This window comes from Pseudomonas jinjuensis (assembly GCF_900103845.1).
GTDB lineage: Bacteria > Pseudomonadota > Gammaproteobacteria > Pseudomonadales > Pseudomonadaceae > Pseudomonas > Pseudomonas jinjuensis.
This window is the reverse complement of sequence record NZ_FNIJ01000011.1, coordinates 146,168-158,631: the sequence shown is the minus strand read 5'-3', so window position 1 is coordinate 158,631 and position 12,464 is coordinate 146,168. Positions and strand designations below refer to the sequence as shown.

The window sequence follows — 12,464 nt, the reverse complement described above, 5'->3', positions numbered from 1 at the left end:
CGCCACCTTTTGGAACGCAGGTTACTTCTGCATCCCATCCAGTCGATTAGAGGACTCAACATGAAAGCTGCAGTGATTCGTGCCTTTGGTGGCCCCGAACAGATCCGCGTCGAAGACATCCCGACCCCGACTCCCGGTCCCGGCCAGGTACTGGTCAAGGTCCTGGCGGCCGGTATCAACCGCCTCGACCACTATGTCCGCCTGGGGCAGATCAATCCCCACCTGGCGTTCCCGCACATCCTCGGTTCGGATGCCGTGGGCGAAGTTGCCGAACTGGGCGTCGGCGTCACCCGCTTCCAGGTGGGCGAACGCGTGATCGCCATGCCGGGCTACCCGATCGATCCTGCCGAGGCACACATCCGCCCGGTCACCACCGCTGCGAGCTATGCGATTCCCGGCACTCATATCCAGGGCACCTATGCCCAGTATGCGGTCGTGCCCGAGGCCTTCCTGCTGCGCGACACCACCGGTTTGCCGGTGGAGCAGATCGCCGCCATGCCGGTAGCATTGCTCATCGCGATCCGCTCTGTGCAGATCGTCGGCGAGGTGAAAGCCGGTGACCGGGTTCTGGTCCATGCGGGTGCCTCTAGCACCGGGATCATGAGCATCCAGGTCGCCCGCGCGCTCGGCGCCCATGTCGCCGTGACCGTGCAGAACGAGGCATCGGCGCAACTGGCGCAGAGCCTGGGCGCCGAACGGGTGATCGACTCGGGCAAGGCGGACTTCGTCGCGGAGATCGGCAAATGGACGGCTGGCCGTGGCGTCGATGTGGCAATCGACAACCTGGGCGGCAATATCCTCGCCCGCACCATCGACGCAGTGAGGCCGCAGGGCATCGTCGTCGCCATGGGCTTCATGGCCGGCCCCGAGGTGACCTTCGATATCCGCAACTTCTTCTTCGCCCAGAAGCAGCTGCGTGGGACCCTGGTCGGCGATATCGAAGACTTCGCCGCATGGCTCGACCCGATCCGCGAGAGCAAGATCAAGCCGGTGATCGACTGCGTGCTGCCGCTGTCCGAGGCCGCCCGGGCTCACGAGCGGATCGGCAGCAACCAGGCGCGCGGCAGCATCGTCCTGCTGCCGTGGGCAGAGTGAAGCGCAGGAGGTAGTCATGAGCGATCTGGCCTTACAACGCCTGCACGCACTCGGCTGGCAACTGCCCTCGCCTCCCGCTCCGCTGGGAGCCTACCGGGCGGTGGTGGAGGCGAGTTCGATGCTGCATATCTCCATGCAGGGGCCGATGCTCGAAGGACGGCCCCTCCTGACAGGGTTGCTCGGCCGGGAGGTCTCGATCGAAGAAGGTCGCGAGGCGGCCCGGGTCAGTGCGCTCAACGCGCTGGCCCAGGCCCACCACTACCTCGGCAGTTTCGAATGGGTCAGGCAGATCGTGCGCCTCGACGCCTACGTCGCCTGCGAGGAATCCTTCACCAGCCATCCGCAGGTGATAGACAGCGCCTCGGAGCTGTTGGCCGAGGTCTTTGCCGAGCGGGCCGGACATGTGCGAACGGTCTGCGGGGTGCGCAACCTGCCGGGAAACCTCCCGGTCGCCCTGGCCCTGAGCATGGAGCTCGTGCAACCACTCGACTGATCGACGCAAGACGAGCGGGCAGCGAGTGCGAGGATGGCACTCATGGCAAGGCTTCTGGCAAGCAGGACAAAGCCTGGCCTTGGGCAGATATGCGGATAATCCAGGGCTGAGGTCCAGCCAGGGGTGCACAGATGAACTCTTCCCAGTTGTTCACGGCAAATTCCGCAGAGGTGGCCAAAGGGGCGCTCAATGAAGCCTTCTTCGACGACGTCGATGCCTGGGAAGCAGCGGTCGAGCGTAGCTGCGCACCACTGCGCATCAGCCTGGAAGCCAGCCGCCCGCTCAGTGCAAGACTGATCGAGCAGCAACTCGGCGTGCTCCATCTCAGCCGGGTGACTTCGGTGGAATGCCGCTGCGAGCACGACCGCCAGCACATCGTGCAGAGTCCTGACGACGCCTTCCTCTACAGCCTCCAGTTGCAGGGCGAAGGCCTGCTGGCCCAGGGTGAGCGCAGCGTGTCGCTCCGGCCCGGTGATGGCGTGCTCTACGATTGCAGCCGCCCCTTCCAGTGGGCATTCAGCGGCCATCTGCAACAACTGGTCGTCCGCCTGCCGCGCGACCTGCTTCGCGGCAGGCTGAAGGACCCGGACAAATGCACGGCGTTGCGGGTATCGGGTGGGCAAGGCATCGGCCGCCTGCTGGCGACGCAGCTCCACTCACTGCTGTATGAGCGTGATGCGATCGATCCCGAAACCGCACGCTATGTCTCCGGAAGCACGCTCGACCTGCTGTCGGGAGCGCTCAGCGAACTGAGTCGCCAACTGCCCGGCCCGGCCAGCAACCTCCGGGCCTACCACCTCAATCGCGCCTATGCCTGCATTGCCGAGCGCATTCGCCAACCGGAACTGTCGCCCGAGTCCATTGCGAAAAGCCTGGGCATTTCGCTGCGCTACCTGCACCAACTGTTTCATGGTACGGGTACCACGGTGGCGCGCTACATCCAGGACATGCGGCTGGACGGCTGCGCCCGCGAACTGGCCGCCCTGCCCGCCCGCAGCCACTCCATCACAGACCTCGCCTTTGCCTGGGGCTTCGAGAGTTCCGCGCATTTCAGCCGGGTCTTCCGCAATCGCTTCCAGCTCAGCGCCCGTGAATACCGGGCGCAGCATGCCAGAGGCCGTTGACGCGCAACCGGAGTGCGCTGGCAGTCAAGAAAACGCTGCATCCACAGCGAAGAACCCACCCGAGGCCTTCCATAGCATCCGAGTCGACAGCTGCGCCGTGACCGACTGTCACGCGCGTGGCTTTCATTCACTCGCTACTGGAGAGCCATCTCATGGCCATCGATTTCACGCTGACACCCTCGCAGGTCGAGCTGCAGAAACGCGCCCGCCAGTTCGCCAGACGAACCCTCAGCCAGGTCACGGAAACCATCCGCCACCTGCCGACCCCGGAAAGCCGCTTCCAGGCGACCCGCCCCTTCTATGAAGAGCTGATCCGCGAAGGCTTCCTGCAGCAGCTGATTCCCCAGCCGTTTGGCGGTGGCGGGAGCGGGATGGTCGACATGGCCGTCGTCGCGGAGGAGTTCTACGCGGAAGACGTCAATGTTTCCCTCACGATGTTCGCCAACCTCCTGGGCCTGATGCCCCTGTTCCTGGCCGGAACGCCCGAACAGCAACGACGCTTCATCGCCCCCTTCCTCGAATGCACGGGTGCGCCCCTGGCCGCCCTTGCTTCCAGCGAACCCGGTGGAAGCGCCAACTATCGCTCAGCCGCTGCAGGCGGCGGGGTTCGGACCCAAGCCGTGCTGGATGGCGATGACTGGGTGATCAATGGCTCCAAGCAGTGGGTGTCCAGCGCCTCGGGCTGGGACGGCAAGGGTGCGGATCTGCTCAGCGTGGTGTGCCGGACCGATCCGGATGCCGCGCCCGAACAGGGCGTCTCCGTCATCCTGGTGCCCGGCCCCGTGCAAGGTTTCGCGGTCAACCGCTTCCATGACTCGCTGGGGCACCGCGGCCACCTGACCTCCAACTTCAGCCTCCACGACGTGCGGGTTCCGCGGGAGAACGTGGTTGGCGAGGAAGGACGCGGCCTGGACTTGGTGGATGCCAGCTTTTCCGCCACCGCCGCGCTGGTTGGCGTCATGTCGCTGGGTGTCATGCGCGCCGCGTTCGACACCGCCCTCCACTTCGCCAGGACGGAACGCCGGGGCGGAGAGGTCACGATTATCCACCACCAGGCGGTCGGCTACGCCCTCGCCGATGCCAAGGCCGCCATCGAGGCGGTGCGAAGCCTTAGCTACCGGGCCTGCTTCGCGCTGGACCAGCAGGCGCCGGAAGCGCTGGAGTTGTCGCTGCAGGCAAAGGTATTCGGCTCGGAAACCGCCGTGCAGGTCATCACCGACCTGATGCGCGTCGTCGGCATCGACAGCTACGACCATCTGTCTTCGCCGCTGCCCGGCATGCTGCAGGACGCCCTGGCATTCCCCCTCTTCGATGGCGGAAACATGGGTGTGCGCCGTCGCCAACTGCATGAACTGATGCAGCACGAAGGCTATGACTCGACCGCCACGGTATTTCACCGCTAGTTCGGCGGCACGCGGGTTTGCCGGAACCGGCAGCGAATAGCCAGTGCACAGACAAAGAGTCGCGACAATGAATAACAAGAGCGCAAACAACCGAATCGAATCCCTTGCGAGATTCCGCCCTTCAGACGATTTCTTCCGGCGACTGATCCCGGGCCTGTTCTGCCTGGGCAGCATGGCCGCCAATGCCGGAGTCATCGCCACCGACCCCGGGGACTACGTCGCCTTTCCGGCGGGCACCAACCTGGCCTTGCTGTATTACAACCACGCGGAACGCAACGACATCTACCTGGACGGCCACAAGCAGGATGCCTCCGGGTTCGGCCTGGACAGCGACATCGCCGCGCTGCGCGCGGTTCACTACGTCCAGTGGGGCCCGGTGCTCGCCGCGCCACAGGTCATCGTCCCCTTCGGCAGCCTGAGGATGAGCGGCGCCCGGAATGACAGTGCCGAAGGCGTCGGCGATCCCATGTTCGGCAGCGCCTTCTGGCTACTGAACGACCCGGAGCATCAGCGCTACCTGTCCTTCGGAACCTGGATTGCCGCGCCGCTGGGCAACTACGACGAAGACGACGCAGCGATGAACATCGGCGAAAACCGCTGGAAAGGCATCGTGCATGCCTCCTATACCCAGTCCCTGGTCGGCAACCTCGCTGCGGAGATTACCGCCGAGTGGGACTTCTTCGGCGACAACGACGACTTCGCCGGGATGACGCGAAAGCAGTCCCGCATCTTCGAGACGCAAACCCACCTTCGCTACAACTTCTCGCCGGGCAACTTCGCCGCCGTCAGTTACTACCACACCACGGGCGGCGAGAACGAACTGGACGGCGTCGACCTGGACGATGGGCTGAACAGCAAAAGAGTCATGTTCTCGGTGGCGCACATGCTCACGCCGAGCGTGCAGTTGCTTGGACAGGTGGGCCAGGACATCGAGGTACGCAACGGTCCGGAAGAGCAGTTTCGCGTCGGCTTTCGCCTGCTGAAGATCTTCTGACGCCGTTCAGCGGCTAGCTAGCCCTGGAGGTACATGTTCAGCCGCTTGGCCGCGTTGCGCAGATGGGTTTCCGCCGCCTCGCTCGCCGCCTTCGCATCACCGGCTTCGATGGCCTCGAAGACGGCCTTGTGCTCGTCCTGCACGTCCTGGATCAGCTCGGCGTAGTTCTGCGCGGTGTTCGTGCGCGCCTGGCGGATCAGCCGGCGGGCGTGCTGTTCCAGGTAGTCGTTGAGCGATACGAAATGAGGATTGCGGGTAGCCTCGACGATGGCCTGGTGGAAGGCGAAATCCTCTTCCTCGCCGAGCTCGTCGTTGAGTATCGCGTACTCCATGCCAACCAGCGCGCGCTTGATGCGCTTGAGGTCTTCCGGGGTACGGCGCAGCGCTGCATAGCGCGCGGCGGCCGATTCGAAGGTCACCAGCAGTTCGAGGATGTGCGTCAGGCTTTCGCTGTCGTCCAGCGATGCCGGCTGCAGGCGAAAGACCTGACGCGCTCCACGTTCGTTGACGAACACTCCCCTTCCCTGCTCCGCCCGAACCAGTCCCTCGGACTTGAGCTGCGACAGCGCCTCGCGCACGGCCGAGCGGCCGACCGAGAAGCGCTCCTGCAGGGCGCTTTCGCTGGGCAGCTTGTCGCCCGGCTTGAGCTCCTCGCTCTCGATCTGCCGGTGCAGCCATTCGACGATCGCCTCCGTCACCAACTGGCGCGATTGTTCGGTTGCGGGTTTCGGCGTTTTCTGTGCAGCGGTCATCTGGGCAAGCCTTGGGAATGGGGTATCCGGTGAAGAAACATCGTGGCCGATATTCCTACACCATGTACAGGCCGCCGTTGACGTGCACGGTTTCGCCGGTCACGAAACCGGCCAGCGGCGAGCAGAGGAACACGATGCAGCCAGCCACCTCCTCCGCCGTGCCGAAGCGACGCATCGGCGTGTTGTCCATCAGCAGCTTGCCCTTGCTCTGCAGCAGATCGGTGGTCATCGGTGTTTCGATGATGCCGGGCGCAACCAGGTTGACCCGGGTCCTGGGCGCCAGCTCGAGGGCCAGGCTCTTGCTGAAGCTGCTCACCGCACCCTTCGACGCCGAGTAATGCGCATGCGAGGGACTACCGCGATGGCCGGCCACGGAGGACAGGTTGACGATGGAGCTGTCGTCGCTCAGGTACGGCATCACCGCGCGGCAGATGTAGAAGGTGCCATCGAGGTTGACGCGCATGACCTTCTGCCAGTCGGCATCCTGCATGTCACGTACCCATTCGCGCGGGTAGATGCCGGCGGCGTGGATCAGGTGATCGATACGGCCGTGGTGCGTGGCCACCGCTTCGCTGGTACGGATGCAGGATTCTTCATCGCCGATATCCAGCACATGGCAGCTGATGCCACCGCCCACACCATCGGCGACCAGCTCGGCCTGCAGCATTTCCAGCGCGGCCTCGTTGATGTCGGCCAAGGCCAGATTGGCGCCTGCGCGCCCCAGCATCCGCGCACAGGCACGGCCGATGCCGCTGGCAGCGCCAGTGATCAGGACGGTTTTGCCATCGAAAGCAATCATTGTTTTCCCTCTGGTGATGGCGGTACGCGGTATTCGTTACGCCAACTTGTCTGACATGAATTGAAAGGATGTTGACAACATCTGTTGCCGCCCATAATGTGCGACAACATGTCAGACAAGTAAACAATATTCGTCCTACATGCTGACGAAATACATCCGCCACGGCCCGACCGGAAACGAGGGAAGCATGATCAACGGAAAAACCCGTGTCGTCGGAATCGTCGCCGACCCCATCGAGCACGTGCGCACGCCGGAACGCTTCAATGCGTACATGCGGGAGCTGGACTGCAATGCCGTCCTCGTGCCCTTCCATGTCCGCCCGGAAAACTTCGCGGCCTTCGTTGCCAGCCTGCCGGCCATGTGCAATCTCGCGGGTCTGGTAGTGACCATTCCCTACAAGGAATCCGTGCTGCCGCTGTGCACCGAACTTACCGACGCGGCTCGGCAGATCGGTGCGGTCAACGTCCTGCGCATCGACCATGAGAGCGACGCGCTGATCGGCACCAACCTCGACGGCGAAGGCTTCGCCTGCGGGCTGCTCGGCCAGGACCACAGCATTCGCGGCCAGCACATCTACATCGCCGGCGCCGGCGGCGCGGCCAAGGCCATCGCCCATGCACTGGCCAACAGCGGCGCGGCGTCCATTGGCATCTACAACCGCACCGAGAGCCGCTCGCGGCAACTGGTGCAGGAATTGCGCGCCCATCACCCGCGACTGCAGGTCGAGATCGCCGGACCGGTACCGGAGCACTGCACGCTGGCGGTGAACGCCACTGCGCTGGGACTGAAACCTGGCGATGGCCTGCCCTTCGAACTGGATCGGCTGCCAGTCGGCGCGCTGGTCGCCGAGGTAGTGATGAACCCGGACATGACCCCGCTGCTGCAAGCCGCCGCCGAACGTGGCCACTCCGTGCATCTGGGCCGCCACATGGTCGATGCGCAGATCGGAGCCATGGCGCGCTTCTTCGGCCTGGCCTGAGCAGGAACGACGCGGCCTCGCCCTGCGCGGCGCCGCGATACCCCGAGAACAATGACAATTGAAGGGCTGGATAGCGGTATGACTCGACAAATCACCGAACAAGCGACGACGCAGCGGTACGCGGAACTGGCCGGCAAGACCGTCTTCGTCACCGGCGCAGCCAGCGGCATCGGCCTCGCCATGGCCAGGGCGTTCGCCGCCAACGGCGCAAATCTGGCGCTGTTCGACATCAATGCTGCCGCCCTGGAACAGGTTCGCACCGAGCTGGGCGAAGCGCACCCCGGCATCCAGCTGGAAGCCATCGCCGGCTCGATCACCGATCCGCAGGTGGTGGAAGACGCGGTGCAGCAAACCGTGGAGCGCTTCGGGCGGATCGACGTGCTGCTCAACAATGCCGGCATCGCCATGAACCGCCCGACCCTCGAACTGAGCGCGGATGACTGGCGCCGGGCGATCGATATCAACCTCAACGGCGTCTTCTACTGCGCGCAATCGGCCGGCCGCCGCATGGTCGCCCAGGGAGGCGGGGTGATCCTCAATACCGCCTCGATGTACGGCCTGAGCGCCGCCCCCGAACGCGCGGCCTACTGCGGCAGCAAGGCCGCCGTGGTGATGCTGACCAAGGTGCTGGCCATCGAATGGGCCAGGTCCAACGTGCGGGTCAACGCCATCGCTCCCGGCTATGTGCAGACCGCCCTGGTCGACCAGTTGGTGCGCGACGGACGCATGGACCTCGACGCCCTGACCGCCCGCACCCCGGCCGGGCGCCTTGCCCAACCGGAAGAGATCGCTGGCGTCGCCCTGTTCCTCGCGGCCGACGCTGCCGCCTTCATCAATGGCCAGACCCTTGTCGCCGATGGCGGCTGGACGGCTTACGGCTACATCTGACCCGAGAGACGAACACCATGGCAGAACATATTTCGCTGTCCCCCGCGGCAGCGTGGGTGGAGCTGCGCGCCACCGAACAGGACTGGAAGGACGCCGACCCGACCGTGCTTGGCACGCTGCTGGCGCACATGCACCTGATCCGCGCCTTCGAGGAATGCGTGCTGGAACTGGCCTCCGAGGGCCTGGTCCATGGACCGGCGCATTCCAGCATCGGCCAGGAAGGCGGCGCCGCCGGCTCTATCGTGCCGCTGGTCGCCGCCGACCAGATCAACGGCTCCCATCGCGGGCACCATCAGTTTCTGGCCAAGGCGCTCGGTTACCTGAATCCCGCCGGCATCGATCCCCTGGCGCCGCTGAGCAGCGAGGTCGAGAACCTGCTGCAACGCACGCTGGCCGAGATCCTCGGTCTGGCCGACGGTTTCTGCCGTGGACGTGGCGGCTCCATGCACCTGCGCTGGCAGGAGGCCGGCGTGCTCGGCACCAACGCCATCGTCGGTGGCGGCGTGCCGCTGGCTGCCGGCGCCGCCTGGGCCCACCGGCATGCCGGCACCGATGCCGTGGCGGTCACCTACTTCGGCGACGGCGCAGTGAACATCGGTTCGGTGCTGGAGACCATGAACCTGGCGGCCGCCTGGCAGCTGCCGCTGTGCTTCTTTATCGAGAACAACCGCTACGCGGTATCGACCACCGTCGAGGAAGCCACCGCCGAACCGCGCCTCTCCGCCCGCGGCGCAGCCTTCAACATTCCCAGCTGGCGCGTCGACGGCATGGACCCGCTGGCGGTCTACCTGGCGATGCAGCAAGCGCTGGCGCACATGCGCGCCGGCAAGGGGCCGACCATCATCGAGGCCGACGTCTACCGCTTCTTCCACCAGAACGGCGCCTTCCCCGGCAGCGCGTTCGGCTATCGCAGCAAGGAAGAGGAACAAGCCTGGCGCGAGCGCGACCCCCTCGATCACCTCGGCCGGCGCATGCAGGAGCGCGGCCTGATCGACGACGAGCAGATCGCTGCTCTGCGCGGACGCGCCCAGGCGGCCATGCAGCGCGCCGCAGCAGCACTGACCGAAGCCGACGTCGGCGCCCGCGCGGGCAAGCGGCGGATTCGCCTCGACCTCTGGCCAAGCCCGGACTTCTGCAACGTCGGCGTGCGTGGCGATCTGTCCGAGTTGCAGGGCGCGCGTACCGCAGAGGAAGCCGGCTTCCAGGGCAAGCTGGAGAAGCGCAAGTTCATCGACGCGGTGGCCGACGTGATGACCCGGCGCATGGAAACCGACCCGGGCGTGGTGGTCATGGGCGAGGACGTGCATCGCCTGAAAGGCGGCACCAACGGCGCCACCCGTGGCCTGAAGGAGCGTTTCCCGGATCGCGTGCTCGGCACGCCGATCAGCGAAAACGCCTTCGCCGGCCTCGGCGGAGGGCTGGCAATGGACGGCCGTTACCGTCCGGTGGTGGAGTTCATGTATCCCGACTTCATGTGGGTGGCGGCGGACCAGGTGTTCAACCAGATCGGCAAGGCCCGGCACATGTTCGGCGGCGACATCGAGGTGCCTTTCGTCCTGCGCACCAAGGTCGCCATGGGCAGCGGCTACGGCTCGCAGCACTCCATGGACCCGGCGGGCATCTTCGCTACCAGTCCCGGCTGGCGCATCGTCGCGCCTTCTACGCCGTTCGACTACATCGGCCTGATGAACGCCGCGCTGGCCCTCAAGGACCCGGTGCTGGTGATCGAGCATGTCGACCTGTATGCCTCGTCGGGCATGGCCCCGGTCGAGGATCTCGACTACCAGATCCCGTTCGGCAAGGCCGCCATCCGCCGCAGCGGCAAGGAAGTGACGGTACTGACCTACCTGACGATGGTCGCCCATGCCCTCGAAGCCGCCGAACACAGCGGCATCGATGCCGAGGTGGTGGACCTGCGCTGGCTCGACCGCGCCAGTCTCGACTGGGAAACCATCGAGGCGAGCATCCGCAAGACCAACAACGTGCTGATCGTCGAGCAGGGTTCGGTCGGCACCTCCTACGGCGGCTGGCTGGCCGACGAAATCCAGCGCCGCTGCTTCGACTGGCTCGACCAGCCGGTGCAGCGCGTAACGGGCAGCGAGGCTTCGCCGAGCATTTCCAGGGTGCTGGAGCGTGCCGCCTGCGCGCGCACTGAAGAGGTGGTCGTGGGCCTGCATCGCATCATGCGCGACAAGAGCGCCGCCTGAGCGGAGGGAACAGCGAAATGACCATTCACATGACCGCCCCCCTCGAAGTGGGCATCGCCTGCCGCGATCTGCTCGCGCAACGCGCTTTCTATGAAGGCGTGCTGGGCCTGCAGTTCGTCAGCGAATTCCTCGTCCCGGCCGACAAGGCCAGCGCTGCCGCACTGTGCCCCGAGCACTACATCGTCGTGCGTCTGCAGACCAACCGTGGCGAGCGCATCAAGTTGCTGGCGCGGGCCACGCCGACCGCAGCCGAGGCGCCCGGCGAGTGGATTCTCGACCGGCCGAACGCCACCTATCTGACCTTCATCCTCGACGACATCGACGCCGCCATCGCCGATCTGCAGCGCGCCGGAGTCGAGTTCATGACCGGCCCGCAGCGTGTGGAAGTGCGGCCCGGCGTTTACCTGGCGTTCTGCCGCGACCCCGAGGGCAATGTCCTCGAACTGGTGCAGTACGAAAACATCGGCGACTACCGTCCCGACCTGATCAACGGAGCGAGCTGACATGGCAAAACTCATCCGCATGCCGGAAATCGCCGCCAACGGCACCTCCGCCGTGCTCAACGAATGGCTCAAGCAGGAGGGCGACGCCATTGCCGTCGGCGATGTCCTCGCCACCATCGAAACCGACAAGGCCCTGGTGGACTTCACCGCCGACGAGGCTGGCGTGCTCGGCAAGATCCTCAGCCCGGCCGGCGAGGATGTCGCCGTAGGCGCGCCCATCGCCGTGCTCAGTGCACCGGGCGAGAATGGTGTGGACATTCAGGCGTTGCTGGGCGCGGCTCCCGAGCCTCAGGCCGCAGCGCAAGTGCCTGCAATCACCCCTGCCACCGGGATCACTGCCGTAGCGCCCGATGTCGAGCGCATCAAGGCCAGCCCGCTGGCCCGGCGTCTGGCCAGGGAACAGGGAGTGGATCTTGCCACCCTGCAGGGCAGCGGCCCGCACGGGCGGATCGTCAAGCGCGACGTGGAAGGTGCCCGTCCGGCGCCCACCACTCCTGCCGCAGTGGTTGAACCTGTCGTTCCCGCTACCAACATCGCTGCGGTCGACTACGACGAAATCCCGCACTCGAACATGCGCCGCACCATCGCCCGCCGCCTGACCGAGAGCAAGGCCAGCGTGCCGCACTTCTACCTCAAGGTGGAATGCCGGATGGACCGGCTGAACGACCTCCGCGCCCAGGTCAATGCCAGTGCGCCGCGCAAGATCTCGGTCAACGACTTCATCGTCAAGGCGGTCGCCGCGGCGCTGCTGGAGTTGCCGGCGATGAACGTCAGCTGGACCGATACCGCGCTGCGCCGCTACAGGCATGCGGATATCGCAGTAGCGGTCGCCACCGACAACGGACTGATCACCCCGGTGGTGCGCGATGCCGGCAGCAAGTCGCTGTCGCGTATCGGCAGCGAGGTCGCCGAACTGGCCGAGCGTGCCCGCAGCGGACGCCTGGCTCCGGCGGAATACCAGGGCGGCAGCTTCACCATCAGCAACCTCGGCATGTACGGTATCGAGGAGTTCTCCGCGATCATCAATCCGCCCCATGCGGCGATCCTGGCCGTGGGCGCCACCTCGCTACGCCCGCTGGTCGAGGATGGCGCGCTGGTGGTGGCACCGGCGATGACCGTGACACTGTCAGCCGACCACCGCGCCATCGACGGTGCCCTGGCCGCGCAGTGGCTGGCGGTGTTCAAGCGCATCATCGAAAACCCGTTGGCGATACTGGTCTGAGACGG

12 protein-coding genes are annotated in these 12,464 nt (G+C 65.5%); 10 read left to right on the top strand and 2 right to left on the bottom strand.

Going from position 1 to position 12,464, the window contains the following annotated elements; genetic code table 11:
* Positions 1-60 precede the first annotated feature (60 nt).
* The 5 genes from BLR75_RS16935 (at position 61) to BLR75_RS16915 (ending at position 5,109) form a co-directional block, all read left to right on the top strand.
* Positions 61-1,095 (top strand): quinone oxidoreductase family protein, encoded by a 1,035-nt coding sequence (locus BLR75_RS16935; RefSeq protein WP_084311209.1) that lies wholly within the window; start codon positions 61-63, stop codon positions 1,093-1,095.
* Positions 1,096-1,111: 16 nt separating this feature from the next.
* Positions 1,112-1,588 (top strand): RidA family protein, encoded by a 477-nt coding sequence (locus BLR75_RS16930; protein WP_084311207.1) that lies wholly within the window; start codon positions 1,112-1,114, stop codon positions 1,586-1,588.
* Between the two features lie 131 nt (positions 1,589-1,719).
* Positions 1,720-2,712, top strand: coding sequence for an AraC-like ligand-binding domain-containing protein (locus BLR75_RS16925; RefSeq protein ID WP_084311205.1), 993 nt, complete (start codon positions 1,720-1,722; stop codon positions 2,710-2,712).
* Between the two features lie 152 nt (positions 2,713-2,864).
* The gene (locus BLR75_RS16920) at positions 2,865-4,115 is read left to right on the top strand and encodes an acyl-CoA dehydrogenase family protein (protein WP_084311203.1); all 1,251 of its coding nucleotides are present in this window, start codon (positions 2,865-2,867) and stop codon (positions 4,113-4,115) included.
* Positions 4,116-4,182: 67 nt separating this feature from the next.
* The gene (locus tag BLR75_RS16915; protein ID WP_084311201.1) at positions 4,183-5,109 is read left to right on the top strand and encodes a transporter; all 927 of its coding nucleotides are present in this window, start codon (positions 4,183-4,185) and stop codon (positions 5,107-5,109) included.
* A 17-nt stretch (positions 5,110-5,126) separates the two neighbouring features.
* On the opposite strand, the gene BLR75_RS16910 is transcribed toward BLR75_RS16915, so the two are convergent.
* Positions 5,127-5,861 (bottom strand): FadR/GntR family transcriptional regulator, encoded by a 735-nt coding sequence (locus BLR75_RS16910; RefSeq protein ID WP_084311199.1) that lies wholly within the window; start codon positions 5,859-5,861, stop codon positions 5,127-5,129.
* 55 nt (positions 5,862-5,916) lie between these two features.
* Positions 5,917-6,660 (bottom strand): SDR family NAD(P)-dependent oxidoreductase, encoded by a 744-nt coding sequence (locus BLR75_RS16905; protein WP_084311197.1) that lies wholly within the window; start codon positions 6,658-6,660, stop codon positions 5,917-5,919.
* Between the two features lie 187 nt (positions 6,661-6,847).
* Between BLR75_RS16905 and BLR75_RS16900 the strand changes: the two genes are divergently transcribed.
* The 5 genes from BLR75_RS16900 (at position 6,848) to BLR75_RS16880 (ending at position 12,459) form a co-directional block, all read left to right on the top strand.
* Positions 6,848-7,639 (top strand): shikimate dehydrogenase family protein, encoded by a 792-nt coding sequence (locus BLR75_RS16900; RefSeq protein WP_084311195.1) that lies wholly within the window; start codon positions 6,848-6,850, stop codon positions 7,637-7,639.
* A 78-nt stretch (positions 7,640-7,717) separates the two neighbouring features.
* Positions 7,718-8,527, top strand: a complete 810-nt coding sequence (locus tag BLR75_RS16895; protein ID WP_084311193.1) for an SDR family NAD(P)-dependent oxidoreductase — start codon at positions 7,718-7,720, stop codon at positions 8,525-8,527.
* Between the two features lie 17 nt (positions 8,528-8,544).
* Positions 8,545-10,734, top strand: a complete 2,190-nt coding sequence (locus BLR75_RS16890) for an alpha-ketoacid dehydrogenase subunit alpha/beta (RefSeq protein ID WP_084311191.1) — start codon at positions 8,545-8,547, stop codon at positions 10,732-10,734.
* Positions 10,735-10,763: 29 nt separating this feature from the next.
* Complete coding sequence (locus tag BLR75_RS16885) at positions 10,764-11,237, top strand: VOC family protein (protein WP_245726160.1); 474 nt, start codon at positions 10,764-10,766, stop codon at positions 11,235-11,237.
* Position 11,238: 1 nt separating this feature from the next.
* Entirely contained in the window at positions 11,239-12,459 is a 1,221-nt protein-coding gene (locus tag BLR75_RS16880; protein ID WP_084311187.1) for a pyruvate dehydrogenase complex dihydrolipoamide acetyltransferase, read from the top strand.
* Positions 12,460-12,464: the final 5 nt, after the last annotated feature.